This window comes from Oscillibacter sp. CAG:155 (genome assembly GCA_000436875.1).
In the GTDB taxonomy this organism is placed as follows: Bacteria; Bacillota; Clostridia; order Oscillospirales; family Oscillospiraceae; genus Oscillibacter.
In genome coordinates this window covers 7325-23813 of sequence record FR890927.1, presented here as the reverse complement: position 1 = coordinate 23813, position 16489 = coordinate 7325, and the positions used below count along the sequence as shown (strand labels likewise).

Sequence of the window (16489 nt, the reverse complement as noted above, 5' to 3'; positions counted from 1 at the left end):
CCAAAATTCCAATCAGTGCTTTTTTCATGTGAATCCTCCCCTCAGTATCCGGATCTTTGGTTGTGCCTTCACTCCTAATACGTTTGCCCAAGGAGAATCCGTTCACTTTTTTGAAATTTTTTCTCCGCCGCAGAGCTGCCCGGGATTTCCCGGTCTCTTTCATCAAGCGGTACTGCCTGCGCAAAGCGCCCGGACGGATTCGTCCGGGCGCTGACTGTTTTTTGTTCGAGTGGCCCGGAGGACCGCCCATTCCCCGAACCGGGTATTTTACAGCTTCATTCCCACGGTCCGCAGGACTTCCTCCACCTGATGGGCGGTATCGTCCTCGCCGGGACGGCTGGCCACGATCACGTCCGCATACTTGGCGTAGAGCCCTTCCCGCTGGGCATAGATCTCCCGGATTCCCATGCCCGGCGGCGCGGCAATCCCCCGGTCCGTCAGATCTTCCGGCATGCGGTCGCTGATCTGGCTCAAAGGCGTCTCCAGCCAGACCACCACACCGTTTTCCCGCAAGTGGTCCATGGCCGCCTCGGAGAGGACCATGCTGCCGCCGGTGGCCACCACCGTGTTGGAGCACTCCAGCGTCTGCCCCACGCGGCCCTCTACAGACAGCAGCGCATCCACGCCCTCCGTCCGCAAAATCTCCGGCAGCGTCTTACCAGTGGCCTGGACAATAAGATCATCCGCGTCTATAAACGCATACCCCAGGCGCTCCGCCAGAGACCGCCCCACCACGCTTTTGCCGGTCCCCGGCATACCAATTAAAATAATGTTCTTCATGAATTACAAAACTCCGTTTACAATGTCGTCGGGCTTGTGGCCATCCACCACCCGCTCCGCATTCCGCCACATGTGCAGGTGCGCCCGGCGGAAGGATGCCTCGGTGATCCCGCCCAGATGGGGGGAGAACACCACCCGGTCACAGACCGGTGCGGGCAGTGTCACCAGCGGATGATCCGCCGTCACCGGCTCCGGCGCCAGAGTATCCAAACCCACACCGGCCAGCTTTCCATCCAGAAGCGCCTGCCGCAACGCCTCGTTGTCCACCAGGTCTCCCCGGGCGGTATTGATGAGATAGGCGTCCCGGCGCATCCGGTTCAAAAACGTCTGGTCTACCATACCCCGGGTCTCATCGTTGACAGCACAGTGGAGGCTCACGATATCGCAGCTGGCTGTCAATTCCTCCAAAGAGAGGTATGTCACACCGTACCGCTCTTCCTCCTCCCGGTCCCGGCGGTGCTTGGAGTAGTAGACCATCTCGCATCCAAACGGCGCCAGCCGCTCCGCTGTGGCTTTGGCAATATCACCAAAGCCCACCAAGCCCACCCGGCAGGCAGACAGCTCTCGGATGCCGTTTTGCATGTAGCGCTCCTTCACTTCCATCTGACGGCCTTCCCGGACGGCCAGGTCTCCCGTCCGGCCATGGCGCAGGAGCATCAGCATCAGCATGATCGCCTGTTCGGCCACAGCCCCGGCGTTGCAGCCCTTGTTGTTGCAGACATAGATTCCCCGTTCCCGGGCGGCGGCAAGGTCGATCTTATCATAAGCCACGCCCTCGGAGTGGATCATTTTCAGCTGGGGCAGTGCCTGAATCCACTCCGCAGGCACCGCCGTAATGGCATCCACGAACAAAATGGCCGCGTCCGGTGCGGCGGCCAGGACTGCATCCAGACTGCTGCTCTTGTCCAAAAACACCAGCTCCTGCTGCCGGATAAAGGGCAGCACGGGCATATATTTTTCATACCGGGCCTGATCGCCCAAGATCAAGATCTTCATGGTACAGCGCTTCCTTTACAATTAGAATTCTGTTTCATTATACCATCCCGCGGACAAATGTACACGGTCAAATCACACGAAAAACCAGCGTTTCCTCTGCCTTCCCTCCGGCGGGAACAGCCTTCACAAGGCAAAAGAGCAAAAGGCCGCGCAAACTGTCAGTTTTGCTACTTGCACAGAATCTGGAAATCAGATACAATAGGTACGACCTTAAAGGTATTACTATCTATCTTTTAATCTTGACACGAGGTGAACCACTATGAGCAGTCAGCTCACGCAGTCCAAAACGATCCGCGCCCAGCTGCTCGCCTCCATGAAAAATGGCGAATACGCCTCCAGCGAGCGCCTCCCCCGGGAGAGCGTTTTGTCGGAGCGGCTCGGCATCAGCCGCACACAGCTGCGGGACATTCTGGCCTCTCTGGAACGGGAGGGCTTTATCACCCGCCGCCACGGCGTGGGCACCATCATCAACCGCCATGTACTGAACGTGCAGACCCGCATGGACATTGAGGTGGAATTTCTGGACATGATCCGCCAGAGCGGTCACCAGGCCGCAGTGGCCTTTGTCCGGGTGTCCGACGGTACCGCCGATGCCAAGATCGCCGACCAGCTGCAGATCCCGGAGGGCACCCCCATCATCCGCATCGCCCGCCTCTGCACCGCCGACGAAAAACCCGCCATCTACTGCGAAGACGTGATTGAAAAGGCGATTGCCAAGGGCAATTACACCCTCAAGGACCTCAAGCTCCCCATTTTCCATTTCCTCCAGCAGTTCTGCGGCGTCAACGCCTACATGGATCTGACGGATGTGCGCCCCGCCGCGGCAGACGCCGCCCTGAGCGAGATCTTCCAGATCCCCATCGGCACGCCGCTTCTGAACATGGACGAGGTGGACTTCGATATTGACGGCAAGCCGGTGTTCTGCTCCCGGGAATATTTTGTGGACGGGATCTTCCGCCTCACCGTCATGCGGAAAAAACTGTAAGAAGGAGACACTCCACTATGAAAAAAGTAGCTGTAATCATGGGTTCGGATTCCGACTGGCCCGTCGTCAAAGCCGCCTGCCAGCAGTTGGCGGACTTCGGCATCCCCTATGAAGCCCATATCCTCAGCGCCCACCGCACCCCCGCCCAGGCGGCAGAGTTCGCTAAAAACGCCCGGGCCAACGGGTTCGGCGTGCTGATCTGCGCCGCAGGCATGGCCGCCCACCTGGCGGGTGCCTTCGCCGGAAATTCCACGCTGCCGGTGATCGGCATCCCCATGAAAGGCGGCGCTATGGACGGACTGGACGCACTGCTGGCCACCGTCCAGATGCCCAGCGGCATCCCCGTGGCCACCGTGGCCCTGAACGGCGCCAAGAACGCCGCTGTCCTGGCAGCCCAGATCCTGGCGGTGAGCGACGACGCCCTGGCCGCCAAACTGGATGCGGCTCGTGTGGAGATGGCCGCCCAGATCGAAGCCAAGGAGGCAAAGCTCCAGGCAGAGCTGGGCTGACCCCGGCACCTATCCCTTCATCAATCCATTGATAAAAATAGAGGAAAAGGAGAATTCTCATGCAGAAGTTAGAGCAGGTTTACGAAGGCAAGGCCAAGAAGGTTTTCAAGACGGACGATCCCGAGCTGTACATCGTGGACTACAAGGATGACGCCACCGCGTTCAACGGCCTGAAGAAGGGCACCATCGTCGGCAAGGGCGTCATCAACAACCAGATGACCAACCGCCTCATGGTCCGTATGGAAAAGGCCGGTGTCCCCACCCACTTCGTCAAGGAGCTCAGCGAGCGGGAGACCCTGGTGAAGAAGGTCGCCATCGTTCCTCTGGAGGTCATCATCCGCAACATCTCCGCCGGCTCCTTCGCCAAGCGCTACGGCGTGGAGGAAGGCATCGTGTTCGACGCCCCCACCATTGAATTCTCCTATAAGAACGACGAGCTGGGCGATCCCCTGCTCAACAGCTACCACGCTCTGGCCCTGAAGCTGGCCACCGCCGAGGAGATCGAGACCATCAAGAAGTACGCCTTCACCGTCAACGACGTCCTCAAGGCCTTCTGGGCCGAGTGCGGCGTAACGCTGGTGGACTTCAAGCTGGAGTTCGGCAAGCTCAGCGACGGCACCATCGTTCTGGCTGACGAGATCAGCCCCGACACCTGCCGCCTGTGGGACAGCAAGACCCACGAAAAGCTGGACAAGGACCGCTTCCGCCGGGATCTGGGCGGCGTGGAGGACGCTTACGCCGAGATCATGAAGAGACTGCTGGCCCATGATGCAGACTAAGGCGTGCAGCAGCTGCCCCCTGCACTGCGCCGCGCCTTCAGCGTGCGCGGCCCGGGGCCAGATCGCTGAGGAGCGCCACATCCACGAAGAGTGCGGCGTCTTCGGCGTGTATTCCCAGACCACGGCCGACGTGGCCTCCCTCGCGTATTACGCCCTCTATGCCCTGCAGCACCGGGGCCAGGAGAGTGCGGGCATCGCCGTCAACGACGACGGTGTCTTCACCTCCTACCGGGACGTGGGGCTGGTGAGCGAAGTCTTCCCCCAGGAGCGGCTGCAGGCTCTTGGCACCGGCAACATCGCCGTGGGCCACGTGCGCTACGGTACCACCGGCAGCGACAACAAGCGCAACGTCCAGCCCATCCTGGTCAACCACTACAAGGGCCGCATGGCCCTGGCCCACAACGGCAACCTCACCAACTCCCACGAGCTGCGCTCCGAGCTGGAGAGCCGGGGCTCCATTTTCCAGACCACCACGGACTCCGAGGTCATCGCCTACATCATCGTCCAGGAGCGCCTGCGGACCCCCTCCATTGAGGAGGCCGTGGCCGCCGCCATGGACCGGATCGAGGGCGCCTACTCCCTGGTGATCTCCTCCCCCACCAAGCTCATCGCCGCCCGGGACCCCCACGGGTTCCGCCCGCTGTGCATGGGCCGGCTCAAGGACGGATCGGTGGTCTTCGCCTCCGAGTCCTGCGCGCTGGACGCCGTGGGCGCCCGGTTCGAGCGGGACATCCGCCCCGGTGAGATCGTGGTGGTGGACCGCAGCGGCGTCAAGTCCGACACCCGCCACTGCAACAAGGTCCCCAAGCGGCTGTGCGTATTTGAGTTCATCTACTTTGCCCGGCCGGACTCCGTCATCGACGGGTCCAGCGTCCATGTGGCCCGCCAGCGGGCCGGTGCCTTCCTGGCGCTGGAGCATCCCGTTCAGGCGGACATCGTGGTGGGCGTGCCCGACTCCGGCCTGGATGCCGCCCTGGGCTATGCCCGGCAGTCCGGCATCCCCTACGGCATGGGCTTTATCAAGAATAAGTACATCGGCCGTACTTTCATCTCCCCCACCCAGTCCATGCGGGAAAACGAGGTCAACATCAAGCTCAACCCCATCCGCTCCGTGGTGGAGGGCAAGCGCGTGGTGCTGATCGACGACTCCATCGTCCGGGGCACCACCTGCCGCCGGACCATCGACCTGCTGCGGCGGGCCGGTGCCAAGGAGATCCACATGCGGGTCAGCGCGCCGCCCTTTGTGGCCGCCTGCTACTACGGCACCGACATCGACGACCCCAGCAAGCTCATCGCCAACAACCACTCCGTGGAGGAGATCGCCAAGATCATCGGCGTGGACTCCCTGGGCTATCTGAGCCTGCAGGATGTAGTGAAGCTGGCGGACAACACGGAGGACGGTTTCTGCACCGCCTGCTTCGGCGGCGGCTATCCCACCTCTGTTCCCAAGGACGGCGGCAAGGACCGCTTTGAGTGTAAGATCAGTGAAAAGGAGAAGCAGCATGCGTAGTTTTTCGGAAAGCTACCGGAAGGCCGGTGTGGACATCACCGCCGGCTATGAGGGCGTCAAGCTCATGAGCGCCCATGTCAAGCGCACCATGATTCCCGGCGTGGTCTCCGACATCGGCGGCTTCGGCGGACTGTTTGCCCCGGACCTGAGCGGCATGCAGGAGCCGGTGCTGGTCTCCGGCACCGACGGCGTGGGCACCAAGCTGCGCATCGCCCAGCTGCTGGACAAGCACGACACCGTGGGCATCGACTGCGTGGCCATGTGCGTCAACGATATCATCTGCTGCGGCGCAAAGCCGCTGTTCTTCCTGGACTACATCGCCATCGGCAAGAACGTGCCGGAGAAGGTGGCTGACATCGTCGCCGGCGTGGCCGAGGGCTGCGTCCAGGCGGGCTGCGCCCTCATCGGCGGCGAGACTGCCGAGCACCCCGGCATGATGGGTGCGGAGGACTACGACCTGGCGGGCTTTTCCGTGGGTATCGTGGACAAGCCCAAGATCATCGACCAGAATACCATGCGCCCCGGCGACGTGGTGCTGGCCCTGCCTTCCTCTGGCATCCACTCCAACGGCTATTCCCTGGTGCGCCAGGTTTTCAACGTGGAGCACGCCAATCTGAACCTCCACTGCGAGGACCTGGGCCAGACCCTGGGCGAGGCCCTGCTCACCCCCACCCGCATCTATGTCAAGCCCGTTCTGCGCTGCATGGAGGAGGCAACGGTGAAGGGCGTGAGCCACATCACGGGCGGCGGCTTCTTTGAGAATATCCCCCGCTGCCTGCCGGAGGGCCTGGCCGCCAAGATCGACAAGGCCGCCATCAAGACGCCACCCATTTTCGCCATGCTTCAGTCCATGGGCTCCATCCCGGAGCGGGACATGTTCAACACCTTTAATATGGGCGTGGGCATGACCGTGATCGTCTCTCCCGACGACGCAGACAAGGCCATGGCCGCTCTGGGCGACGCCTATGTCATCGGTGAGATCGTGGAAAGCGACGAGCGGGTGATCCTATGCTGAGCAAAGCCCGCATTGCCGTGTTCGTCTCCGGCGGCGGCACCAACCTGGAGGCCCTGCTCAAGGCCCAGGAGTCCGGCGCCATCCCCCACGGGGAGATCGTGGTGGTCCTCTCCAGCACAGCAGGGGCCTACGCCCTGGAACGGGCGAAAAACCACGGTGTCCCCGGCTTTGCCGTACCCCGCAAGGGCATGGACCAGACGGCGTTTGAGGCCACCCTCTCGGAAAAGCTCACAGAATACCGGGTGGACCTCATCGTCCTGGCCGGGTTCCTCTCCATCTTGTCCGAGGAATTCGTCCAGCGCTGGCCGGACCGCATCGTGAACATTCACCCCTCCCTGATCCCCGCCTTCTGCGGGAAGGGCTACTACGGGCTCAAGGTCCACGAGGCCGCCCTCAGCCGGGGCGTGAAAGTCACCGGCGCCACGGTCCACCTGGTCAACGAGATCCCTGACGGCGGGCGCATTTTGCTGCAAAAGGCAGTGGAGGTCCTTCCCGGCGACACGCCGGAGGTCCTCCAGCGCCGGGTGATGGAGCAGGCGGAGTGGATTCTGCTGCCCCAGGCGGCAGAGCTGCTCTCCGCCCAGATCGCACAGGAAAAGGAGAATCACGCATGAACGTCTATGAAACCGGCCTGCTTGGGGAAAAGCTGGCCTCCAATCCCTATCCCGGCCGGGGCATCGTCCTGGGTGAGACCCCCGACGGAAAGTGCTCCGTGGCCGCCTACTTCATCATGGGCCGCAGCTCCAACAGCCGCAACCGCATCTTTGTGGAGGAGCCCGACGGCATCCGGACGGAGGCCTATGACCCCTCCAAGCTGGAGGACCCCAGTCTCATCATCTACCATCCCGTCCGGGAGATGGGCCGGGGACTCATCGTCACCAACGGCGACCAGACCGACACCATTCTGGAATTTTTGGAGCGGGGGCTTCCCATGGAACAAGCCCTGCGGACCCGGGAGTTCGAGCCGGACGGCCCCAACTGGACGCCCCGCATCTCCGGGCTCCTGAGCCCCGACGGAAGTTACAAGCTCTCCATTTTGAAGTCTGCGGACGCCGAGGGCTCCGGCTGCGTCCGCCAGACCTTTGAGTATCCCCCCCTGCCCGGCATCGGCCATTTCCTGCACACCTACGTCACCGACGGCAACCCCATCCCCACGTTCCAGGGCGAGCCGGAGCGGGTGGCCATCCGGGGCGGCATCGACGCCTTTACCGCCGAGCTGTGGGACAACCTGAACCCCCAGAACAAGATCTCTCTCTTCGTCCGCTTCACTGATCTGGAGACCCGGGCGTTTGAGCAGCGAATTCTGAACGTTCATCAATAAGGAAGGAGCCTCGCCATGAACGAACTGGAACTGAAATATGGCTGCAACCCCAATCAAAAGCCGTCCCGTATCTTCATGCGGGACGGCTCCGACCTGCCCATCACCGTGCGGAACGGCAAGCCGGGCTACATCAACTTTCTTGACGCTCTCAACTCCTGGCAGCTGGCCAAGGAGCTGAAGGCCGCCACCGGCCTGCCCGCCGCCGCCAGCTTCAAGCATGTCTCCCCCGCCGGTGCGGCCGTGGGCCTGTCCCTGAGCGATGTGGACCGGAAGATCTACTTCGTGGACCCCGACGCGGAACTGACCCCCATCGCCTGTGCCTACATCCGGGCCCGGGGTGCTGACCGCCTGTGCTCCTACGGCGACTGGGCGGCCCTCTCCGACGTGTGCGACGCCGCCACCGCCCGCTATCTTAAGTACGAGGTGTCTGACGGCATCATTGCCCCCGGCTATACCGACGAAGCCCTGGAGATCCTCAAGACCAAGAAAAAAGGCAATTACAACATTGTGGAGATCGATCCCAACTATGTCCCCGCCCCCCAGGAGTACAAGGACGTCTTCGGCGTCACCTTCCAGCAGGGCCGGAACAACTTTGAGATCAACGACGCACTGCTGAACAACATCGTCACGGAAAACAAAGACCTGCCCGCCGCCGCCCGCCGGGACATGATCGTGGCCCTCATCACCCTCAAGTACACTCAGTCCAACTCCGTGTGCTATGTGAAGGACGGTCAGGCCATCGGCGTAGGCGCCGGCCAGCAAAGCCGCATCCACTGCACTCGCCTTGCCGGCAACAAGGCAGACAACTGGTGGCTGCGCCACCATCCCAAGGTGCTGGGCCTGCGGTTTGTGGACGGTATCCGCCGCCCCGACCGGGACAACGCCATCGACATCTACACCTCCGATGAGTACGAGGATATCTTGGCCGACGGCACCTGGCAGCAGACCTTCACCGTCAAGCCCGAGCCTCTGACCGCAGAGGAGAAAAAGGCTTGGATCGCCACCCAGTACGGCCTGACCGTGGGCTCCGACGCCTTCTTCCCCTTCGGCGACAACGTGGAGCGGGCCCGCAAGTCCGGCGCGCTGTACATCGCCGAGCCGGGCGGCTCCATCCGGGATGACAACGTTATCGCCACCGCCAACAAGTACGGCATGGTGATGGCCTTCACCGGCATGCGGCTGTTCCATCATTGATACGCAACGAGGGGGAGCACGCTCCCCCTCGCCTTCCACTGTTCCAAGCGCCCGCCGTCTCTTCCGGTGCGGCGCCGTTTGATCTCCGGGTCTCACGGAGAAATCGATACGATACAAGGAGGACTTCCATGAATCTTCTGGTCGTCGGCGGCGGTGGCCGCGAACACGCCATCATCAAAAAGCTCAAGGAAAATCCGGCAGTAGAGACCGTCTACGCCCTGCCGGGCAACGGCGGCATCGCCCAGGACGCCGTGTGCGTCCCGGAGATCGGTGCCAAGGACATTGACGCCATCGTGGACTTTGCCGTTGCCCATGCCATCGATTTCGCCGTGGTGGCGCCGGACGATCCTCTGGCCCTGGGCTGCGTGGACCGGCTCCATGAGGCGGGCATTCCCTGCTTCGGACCGGACGCCAAAGCCGCCCGCATCGAGGCCAGCAAGGTCTTTTCCAAGAACCTGATGCAAAAATACCACATCCCCACCGCCCGCTATGAGGTGTTTGACGCGCCGGAAAAGGCGCTGGACTACCTGCGCACCGCCTCCTTCCCCATCGTCATCAAGGCCGACGGTCTGGCGCTGGGCAAGGGCGTTCTGATCCCCCAGTCTCTCGCCGAGGCGGAGACGGCGGTCAAATCCATCATGGAGGACAAGGTCTTCGGCGCCTCCGGCAATCAAATCGTGGTGGAGGAGTTCCTCACCGGCCCCGAGGTCAGCGTGCTGGCCTTCACCGACGGTACCGCCATAGCGCCCATGGTCTCCTCCATGGACCACAAGCGCTCCGGCGACGGGGACACCGGGCTCAACACCGGCGGCATGGGCACTGTGGCCCCCAACCCCTGCTACACCCCCGAGATCGCCCGGGTCTGCATGGACACCATTTTCCTGCCCACTCTGGCAGCCATGCGGGCGGAGGGCTGCCCCTTCAAGGGCTGCCTCTACTTCGGGCTGATGCTCACGCCGGACGGCCCCAAGGTCATCGAGTACAACTGCCGCTTCGGCGACCCGGAGACCCAGGTGGTACTGCCGCTTTTGAAGACGGATCTTTTGGCCATCATGCAGGCCGTGGAAAATGAGACGCTCTCCGACCTCTCCGTGGAATGGTCCGACGGCGCCGCCGCCTGCGTGATCCTGGCCTCCGGCGGCTATCCCACCCACTATGAAAAGGGAAAGCCCATCACGCTGCCTGCGGCCTTCCCCGCCAACGTCACCTGCTACCACGCGGGAGACGCACTGACCCCCGACGGCCAGCTGGTCACCAGCGGCGGCCGGGTCCTGGGCATCACCGCCTCCGCCCCCACGCTGGAGGAAGCCCTGCGCGACGCCTATGCCGCCGCGGAGACCGTGGAATTTGAAGGAAAATACCTGCGCCATGATATCGGACAGCGGGCGCTGCGCGCTTTGAAAGGATGAGACGATGGTACGCCGCATTTATGTAGAGAAAAAGCCCGCCCTGCGGCAGGAGGCCGCCGGGCTGCTCAATGAGCTCAAGAGCTTTCTGGGGATCACCGCCCTGACAGGGCTGCGGGTCCTCAACCGCTATGACGTGGAGGGTCTGGACGAAGAGACCTTCCGCCGGGCCGTGCAGACGGTGTTCTCCGAGCCTCAGGTGGACGACGCCACCGCCGCCCTTCCCAATGAGGACGACATTGCCTTTGCCGTGGAATACCTGCCGGGCCAGTTCGACCAGCGGGCGGACTCCGCCAGAGCCTGCATCCAGCTGCTGACCCAAGGAGAGCGGCCCACGGTCCGCACCGCCAAGGTATATCTGCTCTCCGGTGAGCTGACCCCCGCCGACGTGGAGAAGATCAAGCACTACGTCATCAACCCCGTGGAGGCCCGGGAGGCCGGTCTGGAGGAAGTGGACACCCTCCAGATGGAGGTAGAGGTTCCCACCACCGTGGAGACCATCACCGGCTTCACCGCCCTGGATGAGGCGGGCCTTTCCCAGCTGCTGGACAAGCTGGGCCTTGCCATGGACCTGGACGACCTGAAATTCCTTCAGGCCCACTTCCGGGATGACGAGCACCGGGACCCCACCATCACGGAGGTCCGTGTGGTGGATACCTATTGGTCCGATCACTGCCGCCACACTACTTTCTCCACCCACATCGACGCTGTGGAGATCCTGGACGAGGATGCCAAGGCCGCCTATGACCGCTACCTTGCCGCCCGTGAAGAGGTCTACGGAGCGGAGAAGGCCGCTGTCCGCCCCCAGACTCTGATGGACATGGCCACCATCGGCGCCAAGGTGCTGAAGAAACGTGGCCTCCTCCAGAATCTGGACCAGAGCGAGGAGATCAACGCCTGCTCCATCCACGTCACCGCCACGGTGGACGGAGAGCCTCAGGACTGGCTGTTGATGTTCAAGAACGAGACCCACAATCACCCCACGGAGATCGAGCCCTTCGGCGGCGCCGCCACCTGCATCGGCGGCTGCATCCGGGACCCCCTGTCCGGCCGGGCCTATGTGTACCAGGCCATGCGGGTCACCGGCTGCGGTGATCCCCGCACCCCGGTGTCCAAGACCCTGCCCGGCAAGCTCCCCCAGCGCAAGCTGGCCCAGACCGCCGCTGCCGGTTACTCCAGCTACGGAAACCAGATCGGACTTGCCACCGGCCTTGTCAGCGAGGTCTACGACCCGGGCTATGTTGCAAAGCACCTGGAAGTGGGCGCTGTGGTGGGCGCTGCCCCAGCGGAGAACGTGGTCCGGGAGCGTCCCGCCCCCGGTGATGTGGTGATTTTGCTGGGCGGCCGCACCGGCCGGGACGGCATCGGCGGCGCCACCGGTTCCTCCAAGAGTCATAACCGCAAGTCCCTGACCACCATGGCCTCCGAGGTCCAGAAGGGAAACGCCCCCGAGGAGCGGAAGATCCAGCGGCTGTTCCGGGATGGCTCCGTCACCAAGCGCATCAAGCGCTGCAACGACTTCGGCGCCGGCGGCGTCAGCGTGGCCATCGGCGAGCTGGCGGACGGTCTGGACATCAATCTGGATGCGGTGCGCAAGAAATACGAGGGCCTGGACGGCACGGAGCTCGCCATCTCCGAGTCCCAGGAGCGGATGGCCGTGGTGGTGGCCCCCGAGGACGCGGACGATTTCATCGCCGCCGCCGGGCGGGAGAACCTGGAGGCCTATCCCGTGGCCGTGGTCACGGAGAGCCCCCGGATGGTCATGCACTGGCAGGGCCACACTATCGTAGACCTGAGCCGTGCCTTTCTGGACACCAACGGCGCCGCCAAGCACACCACTGTCCGGGTGGACGCCCCCGCCGCCCCGGCCCAGCCGGAGACGGTGCCTGCCTCCTTGCGGGAGATGGCCTCCAGCCTGAAATGCGCCTCCCGGCGGGGCCTTGGAGAGCGGTTCGACTCCACCATCGGCGCCGGCAGCGTACTGATGCCCTTCGGCGGCAAGACTCAGCGAACCCCGGCTCAGGCCATGGCCGCGCTGCTGCCGGTGCTGCCCGGTCAGGAGACGGAGGACTGCTCCGTGATGGCCTGGGGCTTTGACCCGGCCCGGATGAGCGCCGATCCCTTCCAGGGCGCCTACGAATCTGTGATCACCTCGGTGGCGAAACTCACCGCCGCCGGCTGTGACTATCACCTGGCCTATCTCACATTCCAGGAGTACTTTGAAAAGCTGCGGGAGGACCCCAGCCGCTGGGGCAAGCCCTTCTCTGCACTGCTGGGTGCCCTGAGCGCCCAGCTGGATCTCCAGATCGCCGCCATCGGCGGCAAGGACTCCATGTCCGGCTCCTTCCTGGATATGGACGTCCCCCCCACCCTGATCTCCTTCGCCATTGCCCCTGCCAAGGCAGGTGACGTTCTCTCCCCGGAGTTCAAGGCCGCGGGCGATCCTGTGTGCCTCTTCGCCGGAGACGGAACCGCCGACGGTCTCAAGAAGGCCTGGGATGCCTTCCACGCCCTGTGCGCCGCCGGCAAGGTCCGGGCGGCCTGGGCTGTGGAAAACGGGCTGCATGAGGCGGTCATGAACATGTCCTTCGGCAACCGCATCGGCTTTGCCTCCGACCGGAAGGATCTGGACTGGGCCGCCCTCCGTCCCGGCGCCATCGTGGCGGAACTGACGGAGGCCCCCGCCGGCGCGGAGGTTTTGGGCACCACCACAGAGGAGGCCGTGATCTCCCTGCCCGGGGACAGCGCCTCCATTGACGAGCTGCTCTCCCTCAATGAGAGCGTTCTGGAAGACGTCTATCCCAACCGCACCCCATCCGTCCCTGAGACGGTTCCCACGCTGGAGGCCCCTGCCTTCTTCCGGGCGGCCCCCAAGGTGGGTGTCGCCGAGCCCAAGGTGCTGATCCCCGTGTTCCCCGGCACCAACTGCGAGTATGACAGCGCCCGTGCCGTGCTGCGGGCCGGTCTGACCCCAGAGATCCTGGTGGTGAACAACCAGACCGCCGTCGGCGTGGCGGACTCCGCCACCCGGTTTGCCAAGGCGGCTCAGGAGAGCCAGATCATCTTCATCCCCGGCGGCTTCTCCGGCGGCGACGAGCCGGACGGCTCCGGCAAGTTCATCACTGCCTTCTTCCGCAATCCCGCCGTGGCCGACGCCACCATGGAGCTGCTGAAGAACCGGGACGGCCTGTGCCTCGGTATCTGCAACGGTTTCCAGGCCCTCATCAAGCTGGGCCTCGTGCCTTACGGCGAGATCCGGGACCCCGACAAGAACTCCCCCACCCTCAGCTTCAACGTCATCGGCCGCCATCAGTCCAAGATCGTCCGCACCCGCGTGGTGTCCAACCGCTCCCCGTGGCTCTCCGGCGTCCAGGTGGGCGATGTGGTGAGCGTTCCCATCTCCCACGGCGAGGGCCGCTTCCTCTGCTCCGAGGAGCTGCTGGGCAAACTGGCAGAAAACGGCCAGATCGCTACCCAGTATGTGGATCTGGACGGCGCCCCCACCATGGACGTGCAGTTCAACCCCAACGGCTCCATCTGGGCCGTGGAGGGCATCACCTCTCCCGACGGACGGGTGCTGGGCAAGATGGGCCACTCCGAGCGGGTAGGCTCCGCCCTGTACCGGAACGTCCCCGGCAATTACGATCTGCATCTCTTCACCTCCGCCCGGGCATATTTCTCCATTTAACCGGTGACAAATCCCGCCGGATGTGGTATCATAGCGGAAATCTTTCCAAAGGAGACCGGTATGGAGACCAAACTGCTGCTGGCATATGACCGCCCCGCAGAGATCGGCGCGCTGTTTTCCGAATATACCCGAATGCTGGTTACCCAGGACCCGGCTTTTGCGGCCTACCTGGAGCTTCAGGATTACGATGAGGAGCTCCGGCACCTGGAGGGCAAATACGGCCTGCCGGACGGACGGCTGTATCTGGCCCTTCAGGACGGCGCACCGGCAGGCTGCATCGCCCTGCGCAAACTGGATGCCAAGCGCTGTGAGCTCAAGCGGCTCTATGTGCGTCCCGCCTTTCGGCGCCGGGGCCTTGCCCGGCTGCTGACGGAGCAGATCATCCGGGATGCCCGGGCCATCGGCTACCGACGGATTCTGCTGGACACGCTGCCCTTTCTGGAAAGCGCCATTCGTCTCTACCGGAGCCTGGGCTTTACCGACGCTCCCCGCTACAACAACTCCCCCCTGGATACCACTTTGTTCCTGCAGCTGGACCTGTGAGGTCCGCTGTCCCTTCCCCGCTTTGAAAATCTAAGAAAAGAGGTCACACCATGGCATATTTTTTCAAGGAACCTTCCCGCACCTTCAGTGAATATCTGCTGGTCCCCGGCTACTCCTCCTCCGAGTGCATCCCCGCCAACGTCTCTTTGCAGACGCCGGTGGTCCGCTACCGCAAGGGCGAGACCTGCCCCCTGACCATGAACGTCCCCATGGTCTCCGCCGTCATGCAGTCCGTCTCCGGTGAGAACATGGGCATCGCCCTGGCCCGTGAGGGCGGCATTGCCTTCATCTATGTCTCCCAGCCCATCGAGCAGCAGGCAGAGATGGTGCGCAAGGTGAAAAATTACAAGGCCGGCTTCGTCACCAGCGATTCCAACCTGCGGGTGGGCGATACCCTGGCGGACGTGCTGGCACTGAAGGAGCGTACCGGTCACTCCACCATGGCCGTCACCGACGACGGCACCGGCACCGGCAAGCTGCTGGGCCTTGTGACCAGCCGGGATTACCGGGTCAGCCGCATGGACCCCACCACCCGGGTGGAGACTTTCATGACGCCGGTGGAGAAGATCATCTCCGCCCCTGAGGGCACCAGCCTGAAAAGCGCCAACGACATCATTTGGGACCACAAGCTCAACGCGCTGCCCATCGTCTCTGCCGACGGCCACCTGGTGGCCTTCGTGTTCCGCAAGGACTATGACTCCCACAAGGGCAACCCCCTGGAACTGCTGGACGCCCAGAAGCGCTATGTGGTTGGCGCCGGCATCAACACCCGGGACTATGAGGAGCGGGTGCCCGCTCTGGTAGAGGCCGGCGTGGATGTGCTGGTGATCGACTCCTCCGAGGGCTATTCCGAGTGGCAGAAGCGCACTCTGGACTGGATCCGCAGCCGCTACGGCGACACCGTGAAGGTGGGCGCCGGCAACGTGGTGGACGGCGAGGGCTTCCGCTTCCTGGCGGACTGCGGCGCCGACTTCGTGAAGATCGGCATCGGCGGCGGCTCCATCTGCATCACCCGGGAGACCAAGGGCATCGGCCGCGGTCAGGCCACTGCGGTCATCGACGTGGCTGCGGAGCGGGACAAGTACTTTGAGGAGACCGGCATCTACGTCCCCATCTGCGCCGACGGCGGCATCGTGCAGGACTACCACATCACTCTGGCCCTGGCCATGGGCGCGGATTTCTGCATGCTGGGCCGGTACTTCTCTCGGTTCGACGAGTCTCCCACCAGCAAGGTTCTCATCGGCGGCAGCTATATGAAGGAGTACTGGGGCGAGGGCAGCGCCCGTGCCCGGAACTGGCAGCGCTACGACCTGGGCGGCGCCGCGAAGCTCTCCTTCGAGGAAGGTGTGGACTCCTATGTCCCCTACGCCGGCAAGCTCTCCGACGGCATGGCCACCACCCTGGCCAAGGTCCGCTCCACCATGTGCAACTGCGGCGCGCTGACCATCCCCGAACTGCGGGAGAAGGCCAAGCTGACGCTGGTGTCCTCCGTCTCCATCGTGGAGGGCGGCGCCCACGACGTGCTGCTCAAGGATACCACCAACTCCGCCAACCGCAGCTGAGAAGCTCCTCTCTGCGCAGCACTTCCAATGGCATCATCCCCGGACAGGAAAATCCTGTCCGGGGGTTTTCGTTTCCTGCGCACAGCCGGGGCGATGCCGTCTGAAGAAGTTGTCCGCCGGAAAATGTCCGGCAGACACAGTACAAAGAGCCGCCGGCGCAGATCTGCGCCGACGGCTCCTGTTCTTTATTTATATAATGTA

At 63.4% G+C, this 16489-nt stretch carries 14 protein-coding genes; 12 read left to right on the top strand and 2 right to left on the bottom strand.

The features are described from left to right. Positions 1 to 267 precede the first annotated feature (267 nt). Complete coding sequence (locus tag QZL67_RS06845) at positions 268 to 780, bottom strand: shikimate kinase (protein WP_022289999.1); 513 nt, start codon at positions 778 to 780, stop codon at positions 268 to 270. Between the two features lie 3 nt (positions 781 to 783). Beyond that, positions 784 to 1776, bottom strand: coding sequence for a 2-hydroxyacid dehydrogenase (locus QZL67_RS06840; RefSeq protein WP_022289998.1), 993 nt, complete (start codon positions 1774 to 1776; stop codon positions 784 to 786). 259 nt (positions 1777 to 2035) lie between these two features. Here QZL67_RS06840 and QZL67_RS06835 point away from each other — a divergent pair, with 259 nt between their 5' ends. From QZL67_RS06835 to QZL67_RS06780, 12 genes are all read left to right on the top strand, one after another. Beyond that, positions 2036 to 2761: a GntR family transcriptional regulator gene (locus QZL67_RS06835; protein ID WP_022289997.1), complete on the top strand. Its 726-nt coding sequence runs from the start codon at positions 2036 to 2038 to the stop codon at positions 2759 to 2761. 17 nt (positions 2762 to 2778) lie between these two features. Beyond that, positions 2779 to 3270 carry a 5-(carboxyamino)imidazole ribonucleotide mutase gene (gene purE, locus QZL67_RS06830; protein WP_022289996.1) on the top strand — a complete coding sequence of 164 codons (492 nt, stop codon included), beginning with the start codon at positions 2779 to 2781 and terminating at the stop codon, positions 3268 to 3270. A 59-nt stretch (positions 3271 to 3329) separates the two neighbouring features. Next, a complete protein-coding gene (gene purC, locus QZL67_RS06825; protein WP_022289995.1) occupies positions 3330 to 4049 on the top strand; it encodes a phosphoribosylaminoimidazolesuccinocarboxamide synthase in 720 nt (239 codons plus the stop codon). Further along, the gene (gene purF, locus QZL67_RS06820) at positions 4036 to 5559 is read left to right on the top strand and encodes an amidophosphoribosyltransferase (RefSeq protein WP_022289994.1); all 1524 of its coding nucleotides are present in this window, start codon (positions 4036 to 4038) and stop codon (positions 5557 to 5559) included. The genes purC and purF overlap by 14 nt, the downstream gene beginning before the upstream one ends. Beyond that, positions 5552 to 6574 (top strand): phosphoribosylformylglycinamidine cyclo-ligase, encoded by a 1023-nt coding sequence (purM, locus tag QZL67_RS06815; RefSeq protein WP_022289993.1) that lies wholly within the window; start codon positions 5552 to 5554, stop codon positions 6572 to 6574. The genes purF and purM overlap by 8 nt, the downstream gene beginning before the upstream one ends. Then, positions 6568 to 7188 (top strand): phosphoribosylglycinamide formyltransferase, encoded by a 621-nt coding sequence (gene purN / locus QZL67_RS06810; protein ID WP_022289992.1) that lies wholly within the window; start codon positions 6568 to 6570, stop codon positions 7186 to 7188. Before purM ends, purN begins: the two co-directional genes overlap by 7 nt. After that, positions 7185 to 7895, top strand: coding sequence for an IMP cyclohydrolase (locus QZL67_RS06805; RefSeq protein ID WP_022289991.1), 711 nt, complete (start codon positions 7185 to 7187; stop codon positions 7893 to 7895). Before purN ends, QZL67_RS06805 begins: the two co-directional genes overlap by 4 nt. 15 nt (positions 7896 to 7910) lie before the next feature. Continuing rightward, complete coding sequence (locus tag QZL67_RS06800; RefSeq protein ID WP_022289990.1) at positions 7911 to 9089, top strand: phosphoribosylaminoimidazolecarboxamide formyltransferase; 1179 nt, start codon at positions 7911 to 7913, stop codon at positions 9087 to 9089. A gap of 128 nt (positions 9090 to 9217) precedes the next feature. Continuing rightward, positions 9218 to 10498: a phosphoribosylamine--glycine ligase gene (gene purD / locus QZL67_RS06795; protein WP_022289989.1), complete on the top strand. Its 1281-nt coding sequence runs from the start codon at positions 9218 to 9220 to the stop codon at positions 10496 to 10498. Positions 10499 to 10502: 4 nt separating this feature from the next. After that, on the top strand, positions 10503 to 14183 hold the full coding sequence (locus QZL67_RS06790) for a phosphoribosylformylglycinamidine synthase (protein ID WP_022289988.1): 3681 nt from the start codon (positions 10503 to 10505) through the stop codon (positions 14181 to 14183). Between the two features lie 60 nt (positions 14184 to 14243). Next, on the top strand, positions 14244 to 14726 hold the full coding sequence (locus QZL67_RS06785; RefSeq protein ID WP_022289987.1) for a GNAT family N-acetyltransferase: 483 nt from the start codon (positions 14244 to 14246) through the stop codon (positions 14724 to 14726). A 50-nt stretch (positions 14727 to 14776) separates the two neighbouring features. Beyond that, complete coding sequence (locus tag QZL67_RS06780; RefSeq protein WP_022289986.1) at positions 14777 to 16288, top strand: IMP dehydrogenase; 1512 nt, start codon at positions 14777 to 14779, stop codon at positions 16286 to 16288. Positions 16289 to 16489 lie beyond the last annotated feature (201 nt).